Annotated in this window: 18 protein-coding genes; 7 read left to right on the top strand and 11 right to left on the bottom strand. The window is 60.5% G+C overall.

Annotated elements, in window-relative coordinates:
* Positions 1–10: 10 nt before the first annotated feature.
* The 4 genes from KVG87_RS07025 (at position 11) to KVG87_RS07010 (ending at position 4,121) form a co-directional block, all read left to right on the top strand.
* Positions 11–175, top strand: coding sequence for a DUF1328 domain-containing protein (locus KVG87_RS07025; RefSeq protein ID WP_003177151.1), 165 nt, complete (start codon positions 11–13; stop codon positions 173–175).
* A 2-nt stretch (positions 176–177) separates the two neighbouring features.
* On the top strand, positions 178–642 hold the full coding sequence (locus KVG87_RS07020; protein ID WP_016772356.1) for an inhibitor of vertebrate lysozyme family protein: 465 nt from the start codon (positions 178–180) through the stop codon (positions 640–642).
* A gap of 715 nt (positions 643–1,357) precedes the next feature.
* The gene (gene gltP / locus KVG87_RS07015) at positions 1,358–2,689 is read left to right on the top strand and encodes a glutamate/aspartate:proton symporter GltP (RefSeq protein WP_076564814.1); all 1,332 of its coding nucleotides are present in this window, start codon (positions 1,358–1,360) and stop codon (positions 2,687–2,689) included.
* 202 nt (positions 2,690–2,891) lie between these two features.
* Positions 2,892–4,121, top strand: a complete 1,230-nt coding sequence (locus tag KVG87_RS07010) for a nucleoside recognition domain-containing protein (RefSeq protein ID WP_071173947.1) — start codon at positions 2,892–2,894, stop codon at positions 4,119–4,121.
* Positions 4,122–4,236: 115 nt separating this feature from the next.
* Here the strand turns inward: KVG87_RS07010 and KVG87_RS07005 are convergent, their stop codons facing one another.
* The 10 genes from KVG87_RS07005 to KVG87_RS06960 form a co-directional block, all read right to left on the bottom strand.
* Positions 4,237–4,863 (bottom strand): ABC-type transport auxiliary lipoprotein family protein, encoded by a 627-nt coding sequence (locus tag KVG87_RS07005; protein WP_217849885.1) that lies wholly within the window; start codon positions 4,861–4,863, stop codon positions 4,237–4,239.
* The gene (locus KVG87_RS07000) at positions 4,860–5,798 is read right to left on the bottom strand and encodes an MlaD family protein (protein ID WP_016772359.1); all 939 of its coding nucleotides are present in this window, start codon (positions 5,796–5,798) and stop codon (positions 4,860–4,862) included. The genes KVG87_RS07005 and KVG87_RS07000 overlap by 4 nt, the downstream gene beginning before the upstream one ends.
* Position 5,799: 1 nt before the next feature.
* Complete coding sequence (locus KVG87_RS06995; protein WP_122612880.1) at positions 5,800–6,603, bottom strand: ABC transporter ATP-binding protein; 804 nt, start codon at positions 6,601–6,603, stop codon at positions 5,800–5,802.
* Entirely contained in the window at positions 6,600–7,748 is a 1,149-nt protein-coding gene (locus tag KVG87_RS06990; protein ID WP_076564805.1) for an ABC transporter permease, read from the bottom strand. The genes KVG87_RS06995 and KVG87_RS06990 overlap by 4 nt, the downstream gene beginning before the upstream one ends.
* A 54-nt stretch (positions 7,749–7,802) precedes the next feature.
* Positions 7,803–8,831 carry a DUF5924 family protein gene (locus KVG87_RS06985; protein WP_076564802.1) on the bottom strand — a complete coding sequence of 343 codons (1,029 nt, stop codon included), beginning with the start codon at positions 8,829–8,831 and terminating at the stop codon, positions 7,803–7,805.
* A 211-nt stretch (positions 8,832–9,042) separates the two neighbouring features.
* Positions 9,043–10,437, bottom strand: a complete 1,395-nt coding sequence (locus KVG87_RS06980) for a M16 family metallopeptidase (protein WP_217849882.1) — start codon at positions 10,435–10,437, stop codon at positions 9,043–9,045.
* A 175-nt stretch (positions 10,438–10,612) separates the two neighbouring features.
* A complete protein-coding gene (locus tag KVG87_RS06975) occupies positions 10,613–12,271 on the bottom strand; it encodes a Na/Pi cotransporter family protein (RefSeq protein WP_217849880.1) in 1,659 nt (552 codons plus the stop codon).
* Positions 12,272–12,588: 317 nt separating this feature from the next.
* Positions 12,589–13,356, bottom strand: coding sequence for a TerC family protein (locus KVG87_RS06970; RefSeq protein WP_217849879.1), 768 nt, complete (start codon positions 13,354–13,356; stop codon positions 12,589–12,591).
* A gap of 85 nt (positions 13,357–13,441) precedes the next feature.
* Complete coding sequence (locus KVG87_RS06965; protein WP_016772365.1) at positions 13,442–14,749, bottom strand: CitMHS family transporter; 1,308 nt, start codon at positions 14,747–14,749, stop codon at positions 13,442–13,444.
* A gap of 403 nt (positions 14,750–15,152) precedes the next feature.
* Complete coding sequence (locus KVG87_RS06960) at positions 15,153–15,479, bottom strand: DOPA 4,5-dioxygenase family protein (protein ID WP_217849877.1); 327 nt, start codon at positions 15,477–15,479, stop codon at positions 15,153–15,155.
* Positions 15,480–15,560: 81 nt separating this feature from the next.
* On the opposite strand from KVG87_RS06960, the gene KVG87_RS06955 reads away from it, so the two are divergent.
* Positions 15,561–16,226, top strand: coding sequence for an NAD(P)-dependent oxidoreductase (locus KVG87_RS06955; protein WP_016772367.1), 666 nt, complete (start codon positions 15,561–15,563; stop codon positions 16,224–16,226).
* 23 nt (positions 16,227–16,249) lie between these two features.
* Here the strand turns inward: KVG87_RS06955 and KVG87_RS06950 are convergent, their stop codons facing one another.
* The gene (locus KVG87_RS06950; protein WP_122603554.1) at positions 16,250–17,200 is read right to left on the bottom strand and encodes a choline sulfate utilization transcriptional regulator; all 951 of its coding nucleotides are present in this window, start codon (positions 17,198–17,200) and stop codon (positions 16,250–16,252) included.
* A gap of 114 nt (positions 17,201–17,314) precedes the next feature.
* Between KVG87_RS06950 and betC the strand changes: the two genes are divergently transcribed.
* Positions 17,315–18,829, top strand: coding sequence for a choline-sulfatase (gene betC / locus KVG87_RS06945; protein WP_217849875.1), 1,515 nt, complete (start codon positions 17,315–17,317; stop codon positions 18,827–18,829).
* Positions 18,830–18,845: 16 nt separating this feature from the next.
* The gene (gene choX, locus KVG87_RS06940; protein ID WP_217849873.1) at positions 18,846–19,766 is read left to right on the top strand and encodes a choline ABC transporter substrate-binding protein; all 921 of its coding nucleotides are present in this window, start codon (positions 18,846–18,848) and stop codon (positions 19,764–19,766) included.
* The last annotated feature ends 196 nt before the right edge of the window (positions 19,767–19,962 follow it).

Here is a 19,962-nt window from a genome sequence, read left to right as displayed (position 1 = left end):
GAGAATCACCATGTTGAGCTGGGCAATTACGTTCTTGATCATTGCCATCATCGCCGCCGTTCTGGGCTTCGGTGGTATCGCGGGCACCGCCACGGGTATCGCCAAGATTCTCTTTGTCGTGTTCCTGGTGATGTTCATCGCTTCCTTCTTCTTTGGCCGTCGCGGCCGAGGTTAACGATGATCGGTCTCAAGACATTGGCCGCCGCCCTGCTTCTGGGCGGCAGTGCCATGGCCATGGCGGCCAATGACGGCCAGACCCGGGTCAACGAACTGCTCGCCTCCGACGCGCAGTACCGTGAAACTTGGGAAGGCGTCATCAAAAAGGAAGAGCGCGTACCGGAATGGGTGATCAACCTCTCCGGCACCTCCGAACAACAGATGCATGCCGTTACGGAAGATGGCGATCAGTATCTGGTCGGCCCGCTCTGCGAGAGTCAGGACAAGTGCCTGAATCACCGTTTGATCGTGGCCTTCAGCTTCGACAAGGATGACGCCTACGCCATGCTGGTCGATGTGCCGGAAGGTCTGCCGCAGGACAAGTCGCCGACGCGACACGCGACTTATCGCTTCTTCGGCAAACCTGATCAGGGCATGCAGGATCTGCTGATGGAAACCCTGAAGAAAGATCCGAAGTGGTACTGACGCAGGACGCGCAAAGGTTTCGAACACGAAAGCAGCGCCCCGCTGCTTTCCATTGCACCGCCCGATGAGGGTCGGTGCATGACCAGGGGGCCGGGATGTTCTGACTGATACAGGGTCGGAGTGACCTACGGGTACAGGGAGTACCTGCGCAAGGGCCGGGTCAGGGTAAAAGCTGCGCCGCAGGTTCGTCGACCCGGTGGTCTGACGAATCTGCGCTGGGCTTTGAATCCGCTAAAACATTGATCCAGCACGCCAAATTCCTTTTTTCAATCGTCGACACTGCGAGGAATACATTTCGCGGTGTTTCCTGGCGACCGTATATCGACAAAGATCGCGCTCGTTCCGTGTGACATCTAGCCTTGCGATTCAGACTTTTTCCGGAAATTTCCGCCGGTTTTGCCTGTGCAAAATTTAACCAGCCTACGCTGTAACGGCCGGTTCACGGCACTTATGCTGGCACAAATGTCACAATCGAACCGCTTGGGACGCCAGTTTCAAATGAAAAAGCTCATGCCGATTAGGCATAGGGTAGGCGTTTACGGCATTAGACGGCGCCACCTTGCATCGGAATAGTTGCGCCTTTTTTCGCCTGCCGAAGAGCCGTAAACACGCGCTTCGGGGCACCTTATACGGAGGCAGATGCACAGACTTTTCCGCTGATGAGCGTTCCAGTTCCTGCATGTGCCTGAGTCAAACGCAAGTAAGGGTAAAGATAATGAAGAAGGCAAAAATCAGCCTCGCCTGGCAGATCCTCATCGGTCTGATTCTGGGGATTGCAATTGGTGCGTTGCTCAACCACTTCAGCGCTGAAAAGGCCTGGTGGATCAGCAACGTCCTGCAACCGGCAGGCGATATCTTTATCCGTCTGATCAAGATGATCGTGATCCCGATCGTCATTTCCTCGCTGATCGTCGGCATCGCTGGCGTCGGCGACGCCAAGAAACTCGGGCGTATCGGCCTGAAGACGATCATCTATTTCGAGATCGTCACCACCATCGCCATCGTTGTCGGCCTGATGCTGGCCAACGTGTTCCATCCGGGCACCGGTATCGACATGAGCACCCTGGGCACGGTGGATATCTCCAAGTACCAGGCGACCGCCGCCGAAGTGCAGCATGAACATGCGTTCATCGAGACCATCCTCAACCTGATCCCGTCGAACATCTTCGCGGCCATGGCTCGCGGTGAAATGCTGCCGATCATCTTCTTCTCCGTACTGTTCGGTCTCGGCCTGTCGAGCCTGCAGTCGGACCTGCGCGAGCCGCTGGTAAAGATGTTCCAGGGCGTTTCGGAAAGCATGTTCAAAGTCACCCACATGATCATGAACTACGCCCCTATCGGCGTATTTGCACTGATCGCGGTGACCGTGGCCAATTTCGGCTTCGCCTCGCTGCTGCCGCTGGCGAAACTGGTGATCCTGGTTTACGTCGCCATCGCTTTCTTCGCCTTCGTCGTGCTGGGCCTGATCGCCAAGCTGTTCGGCTTCTCGGTGCTCAAGCTGATGCGCATCTTCAAGGATGAGCTGGTGCTGGCCTACTCCACCGCCTCCTCGGAAACCGTGCTGCCACGGGTGATCGAGAAGATGGAAGCCTACGGCGCGCCGAAAGCCATCTGCAGCTTCGTGGTACCGACCGGTTACTCGTTCAACCTCGACGGCTCGACCCTGTACCAGTCGATTGCGGCGATCTTCATTGCCCAGCTGTACGGCATTGACCTGTCGATCAGCCAGCAACTGCTGCTGGTGTTGACGCTGATGGTCACCTCCAAAGGTATCGCCGGCGTACCGGGCGTGTCTTTCGTGGTGCTGCTGGCCACTTTGGGCAGCGTTGGCATCCCGCTGGAAGGCCTGGCGTTCATCGCTGGTGTCGATCGCATCATGGACATGGCGCGTACTGCACTGAACGTGATCGGTAATGCCTTGGCAGTGCTGGTTATCGCGCGCTGGGAAGGCATGTACGACGACGCCAAGGGCGAGCGCTACTGGAACTCCCTGCCGCACTGGCGCAGCAAGGAAAAACTGCCGGCTGGCGAGATTTCCAAGAACTGATGCAAAACCTTGTGGGAGCGAGCCTGCTCGCGAAGACGGTGTATCAATCTACAGAGATGTTGAATGTGCCGGCCTCTTCGCGAGCAGGCTCGCTCCCACAGTGATTGATGCAAGCCCCACCAACAAACCCCGGAGCAATCCGGGGTTTGTCGTTTCTGACGACCCCGTTATCATTCGCCGCATTCTTCGGGGGATTTGACTGATGCTTAATGGCCTGTGGCTTGGCTTCTTCATCGTGGCAGCCGTGTCGGCGCTGGCGCAGTGGCTGATCGGCGGCAACGCCGGGATCTTTGCGGCGATGGTGGAAAGCATTTTCGCCATGGCCAAGCTGTCGGTCGAAGTCATGGTACTGCTGTTCGGCACCCTTACCCTGTGGCTGGGCTTTCTGCGCATCGCCGAAAAGGCCGGGATCGTCGAATGGCTGGCCAAGGTCCTCGGCCCGCTGTTTCTGCGGCTGATGCCGGAAGTCCCGGCCGGTCACCCTGCCCTCGGCCTGATCACGCTGAACTTCGCCGCCAACGGTCTGGGCCTGGACAACGCTGCCACGCCGATCGGCCTGAAAGCCATGAAAGCGCTGCAGGAACTGAACCCCAGTGCCACCATCGCCAGCAACGCACAGATCCTGTTCCTGGTGCTCAACGCCTCGTCGTTGACCCTGCTGCCCGTGACCATCTTCATGTACCGCGCCCAGCAAGGCGCGCCGGATCCGACGCTGGTGTTCCTGCCGATTCTGCTGGCGACCAGTTGCTCGACTATCGTCGGTTTTCTCTCCGTAGCTTTCATGCAACGCCTGCGCATCTGGGACCCGGTGGTCCTCGCCTATCTGCTGCCCGGCGCGCTGATCCTTGGCGGCTTCATGGCCCTGCTCGGCACGCTTTCCGCGACAGCACTGGCGGGATTGTCGTCGATCCTCGGCAATCTCACGCTGTTCGGCCTGATCATGCTGTTTCTGCTGATCGGCGCGCTGCGCAAGGTCAAGGTTTACGAGGCGTTCGTCGAAGGCGCGAAAGAGGGCTTCGATGTGGCGAAGAATCTCTTGCCGTATCTGGTGGCGATGCTCTGTGCGGTTGGCGTGTTGCGCGCCTCTGGTGCGCTGGATTTCGGCCTGGACGGCATTCGTCATCTGGTCGAATGGGCCGGCTGGGACACGCGCTTCGTCGATGCGCTGCCGACGGCGATGGTCAAACCGTTCTCCGGCAGCGCCGCGCGGGCGATGCTCATCGAGACCATGCAGACTTCCGGCGTCGACAGCTTCCCGGCGCTGGTCGCGGCGACGGTGCAGGGCAGTACCGAAACCACGTTCTATGTGCTGGCGGTGTACTTCGGCGCGGTGGGCATTCAGCGCGCCAGGCATGCGGTGGGGTGTGCGTTGCTGGCGGAGTTTGCTGGTGTGGTGGGCGCTATCGGGGTCTGCTACTGGTTCTTTGGTTGATAAAGAACCCTGTGGGAGCTGGCTTGCCAGCGATGAGGGAAGCACATCCGAAATATCTGGTAGCTGACACACCGCCATCGCGGGCAAGCCCGCTCCCACAGGGATTGTGTTGGGCTTAAGGCCTTTGGGGGGCGAGTTTCTGCCCTTGCTCTACGGCCCAGGCCACAACCTTGGCCGTAAGGCGATCACTGGCCTGGCCAAACCCGGCAACCACCGCTGGCACCTGCACATCATTCAACGACTGGCGTTCTTCAAAACGGCGGCTGGCGAGGATGCGCTGGTCGTAACCACGCACCAGCAACGCATCAACCCGCACCACAACGCCGGCCTGGGTGCCCTGATATTCCGTCTGAAACGCCTGCAAGCTACCGCCCAGTTCCAGATCCGCCTGAAAGTTGCTGTCGTCGGTGCTCAGCAGCGTCACTCGACCATCACGCTGAAATCCATCGAGCAGACGATTGCGCAGCAGTACCGGCGCCGGATCGCTCCAGCGCGAGCCCTTGTAGCTGCTGATCACATCGCCCTGCGGATTCACGGCAATGCTCGGCCGGTTCAGCGCTTCGCTGGCCTGCAATTTATTCAAGCGCAGCGACCACGTCTGAACCGTCGCCGGGCTGACCGAGGCGGGCGCCGGTGCAGCGGGCAGGCGGTAGACATCCGAAGGTTCCGACTTGGGCAAGATCGAGCACGCGCCGATCAGGGTCAGGCCAGCGCCGAGCAGGGCGATTCGAGTCAGCTTCATGGGGTGAATTCCTTGTTCTTGTCGCTGCCCAGCAGGTAGCCGCTGGGGTTGGCCTCAAGGCGTTGGGAAATGGCGCGCAGCGAGGTCAGCGTCTCGCGCAGTTCGCGAATCGCCGGGGCCAGGCCGTTGAGGCCCTGCATACCGTTATCCAGCGAATTCTGGTTTTTGCTGAGCAAGCCGTTGATGGTAACGCTGCTTTGCTCCAGCGACTTCATCGCCTGTTCGGCACTGCCCAAGGCCTGCTTGCCCTGATCGTTGAGCAGGCCGTTGGCGTTGCGCATCAGCAGTGAGGTCTGCTCGAGCATGCTGCCGGCCTGTTTGCCGACCGTTGCCAGTTGCTGCATGGCTTGCTTGATGTCGCCGCGCTGGTCGTTGATGGTGCCGGTGGTCTGTTCCAGATGGGCAAGGGTCTTGCTCACACGCTCGACGTTTTCCGCGGAGAACATGTGGTTGGCGTTTTGCAGCAGGGCGCTGATGCCGGTCATCAAATCGCTGCTGTCGTTGAGCAGACGCGAGATAGGCGAGGGCGAGGCGACCAGAGTTGGCAACTTGCCGTCATGCCCGCGCAATTTCGGGCTCTCGGGTGTGCCGCCGCTGAGCTGGATGATCGAGGTGCCGGTGATGCCGGTCAGCGCCAGTTTGGCCTGGGTGTCTTCCTTGACCGGCGTGTCGCCCGCCAGACGAATCCGCGCCAGCACCCGGCGCGGGTCCTGCGGGTCAAGGCGCAGGCTGACCACGTCACCGACCTTGATCCCGCTGTACTGCACCGAGCTGCCCTTGGACAGACCGCTGACCGCCTCGTTGAACACCACTTCGTAATCCTTGAACTCGGTGTCGACGCTGGATTTGGCCAGAAACAGGCCGAAGAGCAGGGCGCCGGCCACGACGATCACCGTGAACAGGCCGATCAACACATGATGGGCTCGGGTTTCCATATCAGACCTCGTTGAGCTGTTTGGCGGCGTCCAGCGCCGAGCGGCCGCGCGGGCCGTGGAAGTATTCGTGAATCCACGCGTCGGCGGTTTCCGAGACGTCGTCGATCGGTCCGGCGACCAGCACTTTCTTCTGCGCCAGCACCGCCACGCGATCGGTGATGGTGTAGAGAGTGTCGAGGTCGTGGGTGACCAGAAACACACTCAGACCCAACGCGTCACGCAGGGTCAGGATCAACTGATCGAACTGCGCCGCGCCGATCGGATCTAGGCCGGCGGTGGGTTCGTCGAGAAACAGAATGTCCGGATCCAGCGCCAAGGCCCGCGCCAGCGCCGCACGCTTGATCATGCCGCCGGACAGCGACGCCGGGTATTTGTCCGCCGCCGACAACGGCAGCCCGGCCAGCGCCAGTTTCACCGCCGCCAGATGCTCGGCGTCGTGACGGCTGAGGCCGGCGTGTTCGATCAGGGGCAGGGCGACGTTCTCGGTCACGGTCAGCGACGAGAACAGCGCGCCTTTCTGGAACAGCACACCGAAGCGGCGTTCGATCAGCGAGCGTTCATGCTCGGCCAGGTTCGGCAGGTTCTGGCCGAAGACTTTGACCATGCCTTCGCTGGGCCGATTCAGCCCGACAATGCTGCGCAGCAGCACCGATTTGCCGGTACCGGAGCCGCCAACCACGGCGAGGATCTCGCCCTTGTACACGTCCAGATCAAGGTTCTCGTGCACGCTTTGCGGGCCGAAGCGATTGCACAGGCCACGGACTTCGATCACCGCCTCCGAGGGCGCGCGGGGTAGACGACTCACCAGCCCATCTCCATGAAAAACAGCGCAGCCACCGCATCAAGCACGATCACCACGAAAATCGACTGCACCACGCTGGAGGTGGTGTGCGCGCCGACCGATTCGGCGCTGCCACTGACCTTGAAACCTTCCAGGCAACCAATTGCCGCGATCAGGAAGGCGAAGATCGGCGCCTTCACCAGCCCGACCAGAAAATGCTGAATGCCGATGTCCGATTGCAGCAGCGAGAGGAACATCGCCGGCGAGATGTCCAGCGACACTGCGCAGACTACGCCGCCGCCGACGATCCCCGAAAGCATCGCCAGAAACGTCAGCATCGGCAGCGCCACCAGCAGCGCCAGCACGCGCGGCACCACCAGCAACTCGATCGGATCGAGGCCGAGGGTGCGGATCGCGTCGATTTCTTCGTTGGCTTTCATCGAGCCGATCTGTGCGGTGAACGCACTGGCGGTGCGCCCGGCCATCAGGATCGCCGTGAGCAGCACCCCGAATTCACGCAGGAACGAGAAGCCAACCAGGTCCACGGTAAAAATCGTCGCGCCGAAACTGGCCAGCACCGTGGCGCCGAGAAACGCCACCACTGCGCCGACCAGAAAAGTCAGCAAGGCCACGATCGGCGCAGCGTCGAGGCCGGTCTGCTCGATGTGCGCGATCATCGGCGTGATGCGCCAGCGCTTGGGCCGCAACAGACCACGGGCGATGACTTCGAGGATCAGGCCGACGAAACCGAGCAGTTGCAGCGTGTCAGTCCAGACCTTGTCCACTGCGCGGCCGATGCGCGTCAGCAGTTGCACGCTGACGCTGACCTCCGGCTCCTTGATCGGCACGCAGAAATCACTCAGCGAGCAGTACACGGTTTGCAGCAAGGCGCGGTCGGCAGTTGAAAGGGTGCAATCGGGGTGTTCGGCGGTTTTGCCCAAGCGTTCGGAACCGAGCAGCTCGACCAGCAACGAGGCGCCGGCGGTGTCGAGGGCTCCGAGGCCGTTCAGATCGATGGAAGTGTTGGCGTCGTACTGGCCGCGGAGCTTTTCGCTCAGATGCTTGAGCGCGGTGTAGTGGGCGAGCGTCCAGTCGCCGCTGACCCGCAGACGGGCAGGGCTGAGCGCGGTGTCCAGGTGGGCACTGCCGGGGGTTGGGCTGCTGGTCATAAGCTCCGTGCTTGTACGGCCGTTACGAGATCCTACGTAATAGCACGAACCGGATTACTTTTCTTTGGCCGGTGTGCTGTCGGTAATTGCGAAACGCAGCACGCCGATCAACTGGCCATCCTCGGTCAGCACCCGCACCTGCCACTTGCCCGCCGGGTTGCCGGGGAAGTTCTGTTTGTGCGTCCACGCCCGGTAGCCTTCCTTGCGCCCGCCATGGATGTCGAGGGCGATGCGGTCGACCTCTTTGCCGTTGAAGGACCAGACGTGATAAATCCGCTCGTCGAGACCGCGCGGCGCGTTAATCGCAGTGTAGGCGTAGAGCCCGCCGCTGCGGATCTGCTCGGCGCTGACGGTTTCGAGGCTGGCGCCGGGGGTGCGATCCTGCAGCTGCGTGCTGATCGCCACGTCGGTCATCCACAGCGTTGCCGGTGGCACCCACGAACGCAGCGCCCAACCGACGCCGCCGATGCCGAAGGTAATGAACAGAATCGCCAGGGCATTGCGCACCGTGCGGATCGGGAAGATCGACGCCAGGCTCGGGAACGACAGCAGCACGGCAATCCCCAGCGCCCATTTGAAACTCTGCGCGGTGGTCAGGTGCATGATCACCGGCAACGCAGTGAGCAGGGCGGCGAACAGGGTCAGGGTGTGCAGCGCGAGAAACGCCCAGCGCCGTGGCGCCAGCCATTTGTAGTACAGCGGATCGACGATAGAGATCAGTGCAGCAACGCTGAGCAGCCCCGTGAAGACAAACTGGCCGCTGTTCCACGTGGTGGTGATGAAAAAGAACGGCAGAACGAAAAACAGGCTTTCCTGATGGATCATCTGCGTCGCGTAGCGCAGCAGCGGCTGGGGAATCTCGCGTTTAAAGATTCTCGTGAACAGGCCGGTGAGGGTGTTTTCCAGCATCAGCCAGATCCAGCTGAGCAGCATGATCACCGTGATCCAGCTGGCCAGCCCCTGTTGGCGATCGACGAGGATGAAACTGCCGACCCCGGAAATGAAACCACCCGCCGCGATCAACCCGGGGTAGCGCTTCATCAGCTCGAGAAGGCGCTGGATAAGGAGGGTCAGTTTTGGCATTTTGGCGGTTCACGACGATATGGGGAAAATCCCGGAAAGGTTAACGCCGCATGACCCCTGTGGCGAGGGGATTTATCCCCGATCGGCGGCGCAGCCGTCGTAGATCCTGCGAGCGAATTTTGTCTGGATATACCGTGCTGCCCTTATTGGGGCTGCTGCGCAGCCCATCGGGGATAAATCCCCTCGCCACAAGTGCTCACTCACCACAGGATCAATGGCTTCCAGCAATTTTGTGGCGACGATACACACGCCAGCCGATCAACATCAGCAGCACCAGACCGACCCCACCTGCAGCCAGCCACAACACCTGATCATCACTGATCAACGGCTTCTCGATCCGGATATACCCCGGCTGCAACAGCAGCTCGCGCATGGCCTTGTTCGCCGCTTCCAGCGTCACCCCTTGCAGCTCGCGCGCGGGATTGGCAAAGCGGCCATCCTGATAGTCGGCCAACGCGCTCCAGTAATAGTCAGCCAGTGCGCTGTTGCCCTGCACGGCCCAGGCCTGGTGAGCGATGGCGGCTTGTTTGATGCGGGCGAAGGTGCTCGGGTCGAGGCCGTTTTGCAGCAGGTCGGCCTTGAGGTCATCGAGCACTTGAATGGCTTCGTCGACGTCATCGCGATCCAGGTCGGCGTTGAGGCTCATGAAGCCGACACCGCCGAACACTTCACGCTCGGCCCATGGCCCGTACGACAAGCCATGGTTGAGACGAATCTGCCGGTACAGCGCCCAGTCGAGGTAATCCTTGAGAATGTCGAACGTCTGATCGTACTGATCGTCGAGCACCGGTTCCGGCACCAGCCAGTGCAGCTTGGCGCTGTCGCCGATAAAGCCACGGGTGAGGGTGCGTTCATGGGCGGCGCTGGTGCGGATGTCCGGCAGCGCGCGGTGCTCGCTCGGCTCGACCGGCTCCAGCTCACCCCAGGTACGCTCCAGATAGGCCGGCAGCAGTTTGTCGAGTTCGCCGACGACGATCAGGGTCATGTTGTTCGGCGCATACCAGGCCTTGCGCACCTTCTCCAGTTGCTCTTGGGTCAGATGGCCGACTTCGGCGCGCTGCGGGCATTTCAGTCCCAGCTCGACAGCCAGTTGATTGCTCGCGGTATGACCGAGGTCCTGACGGTCGAGGAAACGTTGCAGCCTGGTGTAATGCCCGCCGTCCTCACGCTCGACCACTCGTTTCGCCGCGTTGATTGCGTTGTCGTCAATGCGTGTCTGGGTCAGCAGCGCGAGCAGCAGGTCGAGCACCTTGCGCTGGTTTTTCGCCGGGGCTTCGATGACGAACGTGGTGTCGGCATTGCTGGTGAACGCATTCCAGTCCCCGCCCAGCGCCTGCATGCGTTCTTCCAGACCGCCTTCGCCGGTGGCGTCGATACCGCTGAACAGCAGGTGTTCGAGCAAATGCGGCAGCTCTTTTTCGTCGCAATCGAAATCATCCAGGCCGACGCCGACCACCAGCCGGATCGCCACATGCCCACGCTCGGTGCCGGGCTTGAGCATCAGTTGCAAACCGTTGGGCAGCGCATAGCCTTCGACCTGAAACCGATCCAGGGCAAAGGCGGGCAGGGAACCGAGCAACAGACAGGCGAACAACAGGCAACGCATAACAGGCTTCCATACGGCTGATTTGGAGATCCGTGTCGTCAGTCAGGGCCCCATCGCTGGCAAGCCAGCTCCCACAAGGATCTGCGGCGCTCACAAACCCTGTGGGAGCTGGCTTGCCAGCGATGACGGTCTCAAGGCTGAACCACTGTAACTGACTGGCCCCAGCCCCAGACGTTCAAGGCGAATGCGTAATGTCGGCCATGTCATCCACCGCCAGCGCGCCGGTGTCCGCCGTTTCCAGCACCACATAGGCGCTGCTGCAGAACAGCGAATTGAGCCGTTTCATGTCAGCGATCAATTCCAGATGCAGCGAGCTGGTCTCCAGGCTCTGCACGATTTTGCGCTGCAAACGGCTGACATGCGCATGGGCCAGACGCCGTTCCTGCGCACGAAAGCGGCGTTTCTCGCGCAGCAACTGCCGGGCGCTCTCGCGGTCGCCGCTGAGAAACACCGACAGGCCCAGGCGCAGGTTGGCGATCAGTTGCTGTTGCAGCCCGGCAAGATCTTCCAGGCCCTCTTCGGAAAACGAACGGCGTTGCGAAGTCTTCTGCTGCTGGATCTTGCGCAGCATGCGCTCGATCAGGTCAGCGGCGAGTTTCAGGTTGATCGCCAGCTCGATGATCTCGGCCCAGCGCCGACTGTCGTGCTCGCCGAGATCCTCGCGGGGCATCTGCGCCAAATACAACTTGATCGCGCTGTACAGCGCCTCGACGTCGTCGGTCAGGCGGCGCATCTCTTGGGTGACGGCGGTCTGCTTGCCGCGCAGCACGTCGAGGGAGGCGTCGAGCATGTTGTCGAGCAAATCGCCCATGCGCAGGGTTTCCCGCGCGGCATTGGCCAGCGCCAGGCTCGGCGTGACCAGTGCGGTCGGGTCGAGATGACGCGGTTTGGCGGTGCCGTTGACCTCCGGCCGCTCCGGCAGCAGCCACGCACAAAGCCGCGCCATCGGCCCGGCGCTCGGCAGCAGGATCAGGCAGCGCGCGGTGTTGTAGAGCAGGTGGAAGCCGATGACCATTTCCTGCGGGCTGAAATCGAGGCTGTCGATCCAGTGCACCAGCGGGTCGAGCACCGGGATGATCAGCAGCAGGCCGATCAGTTTGTACAACAGACTGCCCAGCGCAACCTGGCGGCCGGCGGCGTTCTGCATGCTGGTGCTCATGAAGGCAAGAATGCCGCTGCCGATGTTGGCGCCGATCACCAGACCGATCGCCACCGGCAAGCTGATCACCGCAGCCCCGGCCAGCGTGGCGGTGAGCAGCACGGCGGCGAGGCTGGAGTAGGAAATCATCGCAAACAGTGCGCCGACCAGGGCGTCTAGAAGGATGTCGCCGGTCAGCGAGGCAAAAATCACCTTCACCCCCTGCGCATGGGTGATCGGCGCAGCGGCCTCGACGATCAATTGCAGGGCGAGAATGATCAGCCCCAGCCCGATCGACACCCGGCCCATCTGCCCGAGCCGCGTCTGTTTGCGCGACAGAAAGAAAATCACCCCGAGGAAAATCAGCAGCGGCGACAGCCACGACAGATCGAGGGTCAGCACCCGCGCCATCAACGCGGTACCGACGTCTGCGCCAAGCATGGTCGCCAGCGCCGGGGTCAGCGCCATCAGGCCCTGACCGACAAACGAAGTGACCAGCATCGCCGTAGCGTTGCTGCTCTGCACCATGGCGGTGACGAGAATGCCGGCGATGAACGCCAGCCATTTCTTCGACATGTTCTGGCCGATGACATGTCGCAGATTGGTGCCATAAACCCGCAGGATGCCGGTTCGGACGATGTGCGTGCCCCAGATCAACAGGGCGACGGCGGACAGCAGATTGAGCAGGGTGAGCATGCAGACCCCCTGTAGTAGCAGCGCCCCAGAGGGGCAAGTGAACGGCACCGCGCGGTTTCTACGTTCTTGATACTTAAGCTGTAGTTGGCGAACGGTCTCGGCGCCAGCATTGCACAGCTAAAGCGTGGATTGAAACAAAAGTGTCATCAAAACAAATGCATCCATTCACCGAATCCGACACGTTTCCCCAAAACAACTGTGGGAGCGAGCCTGCTCGCGAAAGCGGTGGGCCAGCCAACATTGTTGTCGACTGGCACTCCGTCTTCGCGAGCAGGCTCGCTCCCACAGGGGTGTAGCGTGCTGCCGGGACTACCGGGTTACTGGCCCGGGACATCCTTGCGCAGTTTCACCGGATCCTGCTGTTTCTTTTTCCGGGCCATCGCGCCGCGCAATTTGATGTTGATCGCTTCCACCGCCAGCGAAAACGCCATGGCGAAGTAGACGTAGCCTTTTGGCACGTGCACGTCGAACGATTCGGCAATCAGCACGGTACCGACCACCAGCAGGAAGGACAGGGCGAGCATTTTCAGCGACGGGTGCTTGTCGATGAATTCGCTGATCTTGCCCGCCGCCAGCATCATCACCAGCACTGCCACGACGATCGCCGCGACCATGACCGGAACGTGGGAGACCATGCCGACCGCAGTGATCACCGAGTCCAGCGAGAAGACGATATCGATGATCGCGATCTGGATGATGGTGTAGAGGAAGTTGCCGCCCTTGCCCGACGGCGCGTCGTCGCTTTCGTCTTCGCCTTCCAGCGCGTGGTACATCTCCTGCGAGCTTTTCCACAGCAGGAACAGGCCACCGAAGAACAGGATCAGGTCGCGGCCGGAAATGCCCTGGCCGAACACTTCGAACAGGTCGGCAGTGAGGCGCATGACCCAGGTAATCGACAGCAGCAACAGGATCCGGGTGACCATGGCCAGGCCAAGACCGAAGATCCGCGTGCGCTGCTGCATGTGTTTCGGCATGCGGCTGACCAGGATCGAAATCATGATGATGTTATCGATACCGAGGACGATTTCCAGGGCGGTCAGGGTAAAAAAGGCAACCCAGATTTCGGGGTTGGTCAGCCAATCCATGTGTATTCCTTTGAGCAATTGTTGAACCGAAAAAGGTCCGGGCTTCAAACCGCGAAGCCGGGACCCGTAACGGTGAGTCTTGGGCTTATAGAGTGCTGAACATCGGGAAAGTCCCCAACAGCAGTGCAGCAATCAGAATGCAGATGCACACCAGGATCGCCCATTTCAGGGTGAAACGCTGGTGATCACCGAAATCGATGCCGGCCAGCGCCACCAACAGATAGGTCGACGGCACCAACGGACTCAGCAAGTGGACGGGCTGGCCGACGATCGAGGCACGGGCCATTTCCACCGCAGTGATCCCATAGTGGCTGGCCGCTTCGGTCAGCACCGGCAATACACCGTAATAGAACGCATCGTTGGACATGAAGAAGGTGAACGGCATGCTCACCAGTGCCGTGATCACCGCCAGGTACGGGCCGAGGAAATCCGGAATCACCGCCAACAGGCTCTTCGACATCGCATCGACCATGCCGGTGCCCGACAGGATACCGGTGAAGATACCAGCCGCAAAGATCAGCCCGACCACTGCCAGCACGCTGCCGGAATGCGCGGCGACGCGATCCTTCTGCATTTGCAGGCATGGGTAGTTGACGATCATCGCAATACTGAACGCCACCATGAACAGCACCGGCAGCGGCAACAGACCGCCGATCAGCGTGCACATCAGGCCGAAAGTCAGTGCGGCGTTGAACCAGATCAGCTTCGGACGGCGTGCGTCGGGGAATTGCGAGACGCTGATTTCGCTGTGATCGATCTCGTCGCCGACCAAGTGCAGTTCACCGAGGCGGGCGCGTTCACGCTTGCCATAGAAGTAGGCAATCACCAGGATCGCCAAGACACCGGCGGCCATGGCCGGGATCATCGGTACGAAAATGTCCGAAGGATCCACATGCAGGGCACTCGCCGCGCGGGCGGTCGGGCCGCCCCACGGGGTCATGTTCATCACGCCACCGGCGAGGATGATCAGACCGGCCATGATTCGCGGGCTCATGCCGATGCGGCTGTACAGCGGCAGCATCGCAGCCACGCAGATCATGTAAGTGGTCGCGCCGTCACCATCGAGGGAAACGACGAGCGCCAGAACGGCGGTACCGACCGAAACTTTCAGCGGGTCGCCCTTGACCAGTTTGAGGATCTTGCGCACGGCCGGGTCGAACAGGCCGGAGTCGATCATCAGGGCGAAATACAGAATGGCGAACATCAACATCACGCCGGTCGGCGCCAGTTTGGTGATGCCTTCAAGCATCATCGGGCCGATTTTCGGCGCGAAACCACCGAACAGGGCGAACAGGATCGGGATGATGATCAGGGCGATCAGCGCGGACAGGCGCTTGGTCATGATCAGGAACATGAACGTGATGACCATGGCGAAGCCAAGGAAAGTCAGCATGGGAATACTCCAGGCGTAGCGCGGCTAGTTGAATGAGCGGATCGGGCGGGATCAGCGCAGAACGGGAGGCGCGAGGCGTACGGGCGGAGTGACCAGCAGGAAGCGGGAGAAACGGCGGGTTGCAGAAGACATCAGAATCACCATTGTTGTTGTTAATTGGGCCGGGCCTGTGGAAAAAACACAGGGCTTGGGCCAACCGGTCTGTTGCCGGGAGTGGGGCGATCCTAATCGGGGAAGCTTTCAGCTACCTTTCGCGAGCGAAAGCGATGAATGAATGGTCAACCGGCGGTCGGATGCAGCGACAGCCAATGAATACGGGGTTGGTAGCGATGCGGATAAACGGACAGTCAGCGCTGGCTGGCAGTCTGGACATATCCGTTATCAGTTCAGCGTCAGCATCTGGTTAAAAAATCGACAGGTCCAAGGGCCGCACCGCGCCCATCCAGATCGCGTGTTCGGTGTGGTCGAGCAAGTCATCGCCCGTGTCCGGATGCAAGAACACCACCAACCCATTGCGGTTAAGCGCCAGCCACGGCAGCACCTCGCCGATCAGCTCGGGACCGAAAGCCAGTTGGCAGCTCCAGTCGGGGTGCGGCCCCACCGGGCGTTCGTGCACGCGACCCATTTTCAGCGCAAACAACTGCGCGGCCTGTTCGCACAAGGCCCGCGCCTGGTCGATGGTTTGCGCGTCGAAATAGACATGGGCGTGATAGCCCTTGATCCCTTGCATCGTGTCGCCTCTCAATCGGTTCGAACCCTTGGCTGTTTCCACCGTCACAGGTCATATAGGACAACTATAAGGAAAACAGCCATGAAAAATGCCGAGACCCCAGTGGTCAAAGTGGTGCTTTATGGTGCCATGGCCAGCCTGGGCGGTGCATTGATGGCTGAATTGCTGCGTCGCCAACACGAAGTCATTGCCATCCTCGACGATCTCACCGCACTCGCGCCGCGTCCGGGGTTGCGCACCAAGACCGGCGATCTGTTCGATGCCGAGCGGGTCAATCAAAGCGTCGCCGGCAGCTCGGCGGTGATCTGCCTGCTGGACGCGCCGGGGTTGCCGTTCAGCAGCGACCACGTTGAGCGCTCGGTGACGCTGGGGCCGGTGGAACAAGTGCTGGCAGTCGACGCCTTGGTCGAAGGTTTGCAACTGGCCAGCGTGCCGCGCCTGTTTTTGGTCGGCAACTTCGGTGTGCTCGACGAGCCGGAAAATGACGAGCGTCTGCAACGTCACGCTGCCGAAGAAATCCTCGAGGCGGTACAAAGCAGCTCACTGCGCTGGACCCTGGTCAATGCGCCGCATGGCGTGGCCGGGTTGACCATCGAGCACTTCAGTCAGGTCGGCGGCAATCTCGAACCTGGACTGGCCGAACCGCTGGAGCGCCTGAACCGTGTCGCGGTGGGCATCGCCGATGAGCTGCGGTTGAATCTGCATGTGGGGCAGCATGTGAATTTTGTGGCGGCTTCTGATTCGTAAAAGATCGTCCGATCTTTTGCTCTTCACACCGCAATCGAGGGCAGGGCCAGACCGTTAAGCGATTCGGCACTGCTGGCCTGTTCCGCCATTAACCAATCAACAAACTCCTGAATCAACGCACCCCGACGTTTGCGTTGCGGCAAAACCACGTAATACCCCAGCCGCGACAGCGTGGTTTGCGCCAGCGGCCGGCACAGCAAACCCTGCACCAGCAAGTTATCCACAAGGTGCCGCCAACCAATCGCCACGCCTTGTCCGCCAATCGCCGCTTGAATCAGCAAGGTGTAATTGTCGAAGCGCAATTGCCCCGGGGCTGGCGGCGTAGTCAGGCCCAATTGACGAAACAAGCCACTCCAGTCGAACCAGTTGCTGCTGTTTTCCCCACGCAGATGCAACAGCGGAAATTCCAGCAGGGCCTGCGCGGGCAACGGCAATGAACGCTCCTTGAGCAGCAGCGGGCTGCACACCGGGAACACTTCTTCGCTAAACAGCCAGTGGCTCTCACCCTGCTTGAATCGACCATCGCCAAACAGGATCGCCACGTCGATGTCGGTGCGCAGCATGTTGTGGTTGCGCTCGCTGGTGACCAGGCTGACATCGATGTGCGGATTGGCCTCATGGAAGCGATGCAGGCGCGGCATCAGCCAATAGGCGGCGAAAGCGAAATCCGTGGCCACTTGCAGCACTTCATGTTGCTGCTGAGTGCTGATTGCGCTCAATCCTGCGTCGATATTCTGCAAACCGAGGGTAACTTGCTCGAACAGCAGGGCGCCAACCTCTGTCAACTCGATACCCCGGTAAATCCGGTCGAACAGGCGCGTACCGAGCTGCTCTTCCAGACGTTTCATTTGCTGGCTGATCGCCGGCTGCGTGGTGCCAAGCTCCACCGCAGCAGCGGTAAAACTGCGATGGCGGGCCGCCGCTTCAAAAGCGCGCAGCAGATCGAGGGAAAGGTCACCGAGGGCGTCATACATAAGCTGTACTTATCCTAGTCATTGTCCGGCGCGGGCTTTACCGGAACAAGCATGGAATCCATGCTCGATCGCAGCACTCTCGCATAAATATCCAACATGGAATGCCGCGATCACATGAAGCGCAAGAACATTCTTTTCATCATGGCCGATCAAATGGCCGCGCCAATGTTGCCGTTCTACGGCCCATCGCCCATCAAACTGCCGAATCTGTCCCGCCTCGCCGCCCAAGGCGTGGTGTTCGATGCTGCTTACTGCAACAGCCCGCTGTGCGCGCCGTCGCGCTTCACCCTGGTCAGTGGCCAGTTGCCGAGCAAGATCGGCGCCTACGACAACGCGGCTGACTTTCCTGCCGACATTCCGACTTACGCGCATTACCTGCGGCGTCTCGGCTACCGCACCGCGCTGTCGGGCAAGATGCATTTCTGCGGGCCGGACCAGTTGCACGGTTATGAAGAACGCCTGACCAGCGATATCTACCCGGCCGATTACGGTTGGGCGGTGAACTGGGACGAGCCGGACGTGCGGCCGAGCTGGTATCACAACATGTCTTCGGTGCTGCAAGCCGGGCCGTGCGTGCGCACCAATCAGCTGGATTTCGACGAAGAGGTGGTGTTCAAGGCGCAGCAGTATCTGTTCGATCACATCCGCGAGGACGGCGACCAGCCATTCTGCCTGACTGTGTCGATGACCCACCCGCACGATCCGTACACGATTCCCAAGGCTTTCTGGGATCTGTATGACGATGCTGATATTCCGTTGCCTACAACCTTGAACCAGGATGAACTCGATCCGCACTCCCAACGTCTGCTCAAGGTCTACGACCTGTGGGACAAGCCGCTGCCTGTGGATAAGATCCGCGATGCCCGTCGCGCCTACTTCGGTGCTTGCAGCTATATCGACGCCAATGTCGGCAAACTGCTGCAAACCCTTGAAGAAACCGGGCTGATCGACGACACCGTCATCGTCTTCTCCGGTGACCATGGCGACATGCTCGGCGAGAAGGGCCTCTGGTACAAAATGCACTGGTTCGAGATGGCCGCGCGGGTGCCGCTGCTGATCAGCGCACCGGGACAATTCGAGGCCGGGCGGGTCAGCGCCGCCGTATCCACCGCCGACTTGCTGCCGACGTTCGTGGATCTGGCCGGTGGGACGCTTGAGCCGGGCCTGCCACTGGACGGCCGTTCCTTGCTGCCGCACCTGCAAGGGCAGGGCGGGCATGACGAGGTGTTCGGCGAATACATGGCCGAAGGCACTATCAGCCCGCTGATGATGATTCGCCGGGGCGCCTACAAATTTATCTACAGCGAAAGCGACCCGTGCCTACTCTTCGATGTGGATAACGATCCGCGCGAAGAGGAGGAACTGAGCCAATCGCCGCAACATCGTCAGCTGTTCGAAGACTTTCTCGCTGAAGCGCGGGCCAAGTGGGACATTCCGGCGATCCATCGGGACGTACTGGCCAGCCAGCGCCGACGCCGTTTCGTCGCCGATGCGTTAACCATCGGCAAGCTGAAGAGCTGGGATCACCAGCCGCTGGTCGATGCCAGTCAGCAGTACATGCGCAACCACATCGACCTTGATGATCTGGAGCGCAAGGCCCGTTATCCACAACCCTGCCAAAACCAATAACGTTAAGGGGAAGTCCATGCGCAAGTTATCCACAGCTGTCACCGTTGGCCTGATCGCATTGAGCAGCGCCCAGGCCTTCGCCGAGCAAAGTTGCGAAACCGTGAAAATGGCTGATCCGGGCTGGAGCGACATCGCCGCGACCAATGCCATCACCGGATTTCTGCTCGACGGCATGGGCTACAAGGCCAAAGTCGACACCCTCGCGGTGCCGATCACCTTTGGCGGCTTGAAGGATGGCCAGGTGGACGTGTTCCTCGGCAACTGGATGCCGGCGCAGCAGGGCTTCTATGACAAGTTCGTCGCCACCGGTGATGTGACGCAATTGGCGAAAAACCTCGAAGGCACCGAATTCACTCTCGCCGTCCCCGACTATGTCTGGGAGGCGGGTGTGCATGATTTTGCCGACCTGAACAAATTCGCCGACAAGTTCGACAAGAAGATCTACGGCATCGGATCAGGCGCGCCGGCGAACATTTCGTTGCAGGAGATCATCAAGAAGAATGACTTCAACATGGGGCAGTGGAAGCTGATCGAGTCCAGCGAGCAGGCGATGCTCGCCGAAGTGTCGCGGGCGGTGAAGAAACAGAAATTCGTCACCTTCCTCGGCTGGACCCCGCACCCGATGAACGTGCAGCTGAAAATGCGTTACCTCAAGGGCGGCGAAAAATACTTCGGCGACACTGGCAACGTCTTCACCCTGACCCGCAAGGGCTACGCCGAGGCCTGCCCGAATGTGGGCAAGTTGCTGACCAATCTGGCGTTCACCCAGGACATGGAGAACAGCATCATGGCTGAGGTAGTGAACAAGAAGATCAGCAATGCCGAAGCGGCGAAGGCGTGGATCAAAACGAATCCGGCGGTGCTGGACAAGTGGCTGGATGGCGTGAAGACCGTGGATGGCAAGGATGCGTTGGTGGCGGTGAAGGCCAAACTGTAAGGCTATCTGACTGTCGACCACTTACCTGTGGCGAGGGGATGTAGCTCCGATCGGCCGCGAAGCAGTCGCAAGATCCATGAACTCGATATACCTGACTCACCGAGAACTCTGGGTTTGGGGCCGCTTCGCGGCCCATCGGGGATAAATCCCCTCGCCACAATGATTGCTGTGTCCTGATAGGCTTGCCTGAAAAACC

The sequence above is a fragment of the Pseudomonas siliginis genome, assembly GCF_019145195.1.
In the GTDB taxonomy this organism is placed as follows: domain Bacteria; phylum Pseudomonadota; class Gammaproteobacteria; order Pseudomonadales; family Pseudomonadaceae; genus Aquipseudomonas; species Aquipseudomonas siliginis.
The sequence above is the reverse complement of the archived record's forward strand: the minus strand, read 5'-3'. Positions and strand labels throughout refer to the sequence as shown.

Coding starts and splice junctions, on each gene's coding strand:
- KVG87_RS07025 (WP_003177151.1), top strand. CDS start 11: ATGTTGAGCTGGGCAATTACGTTCTTGATCATTGCCATCATCGCCGCC.
- KVG87_RS07020 (WP_016772356.1), top strand. CDS start 178: ATGATCGGTCTCAAGACATTGGCCGCCGCCCTGCTTCTGGGCGGCAGT.
- gltP (WP_076564814.1), top strand. CDS start 1,358: ATGAAGAAGGCAAAAATCAGCCTCGCCTGGCAGATCCTCATCGGTCTG.
- KVG87_RS07010 (WP_071173947.1), top strand. CDS start 2,892: ATGCTTAATGGCCTGTGGCTTGGCTTCTTCATCGTGGCAGCCGTGTCG.
- KVG87_RS07005 (WP_217849885.1), bottom strand. CDS start 4,863: ATGAAGCTGACTCGAATCGCCCTGCTCGGCGCTGGCCTGACCCTGATC.
- KVG87_RS07000 (WP_016772359.1), bottom strand. CDS start 5,798: ATGGAAACCCGAGCCCATCATGTGTTGATCGGCCTGTTCACGGTGATC.
- KVG87_RS06990 (WP_076564805.1), bottom strand. CDS start 7,748: ATGACCAGCAGCCCAACCCCCGGCAGTGCCCACCTGGACACCGCGCTC.
- KVG87_RS06985 (WP_076564802.1), bottom strand. CDS start 8,831: ATGCCAAAACTGACCCTCCTTATCCAGCGCCTTCTCGAGCTGATGAAG.
- KVG87_RS06980 (WP_217849882.1), bottom strand. CDS start 10,437: ATGCGTTGCCTGTTGTTCGCCTGTCTGTTGCTCGGTTCCCTGCCCGCC.
- KVG87_RS06975 (WP_217849880.1), bottom strand. CDS start 12,271: ATGCTCACCCTGCTCAATCTGCTGTCCGCCGTCGCCCTGTTGATCTGG.
- KVG87_RS06970 (WP_217849879.1), bottom strand. CDS start 13,356: ATGGATTGGCTGACCAACCCCGAAATCTGGGTTGCCTTTTTTACCCTG.
- KVG87_RS06965 (WP_016772365.1), bottom strand. CDS start 14,749: ATGCTGACTTTCCTTGGCTTCGCCATGGTCATCACGTTCATGTTCCTG.
- KVG87_RS06960 (WP_217849877.1), bottom strand. CDS start 15,479: ATGCAAGGGATCAAGGGCTATCACGCCCATGTCTATTTCGACGCGCAA.
- KVG87_RS06955 (WP_016772367.1), top strand. CDS start 15,561: ATGAAAAATGCCGAGACCCCAGTGGTCAAAGTGGTGCTTTATGGTGCC.
- KVG87_RS06950 (WP_122603554.1), bottom strand. CDS start 17,200: ATGTATGACGCCCTCGGTGACCTTTCCCTCGATCTGCTGCGCGCTTTT.
- betC (WP_217849875.1), top strand. CDS start 17,315: ATGAAGCGCAAGAACATTCTTTTCATCATGGCCGATCAAATGGCCGCG.
- choX (WP_217849873.1), top strand. CDS start 18,846: ATGCGCAAGTTATCCACAGCTGTCACCGTTGGCCTGATCGCATTGAGC.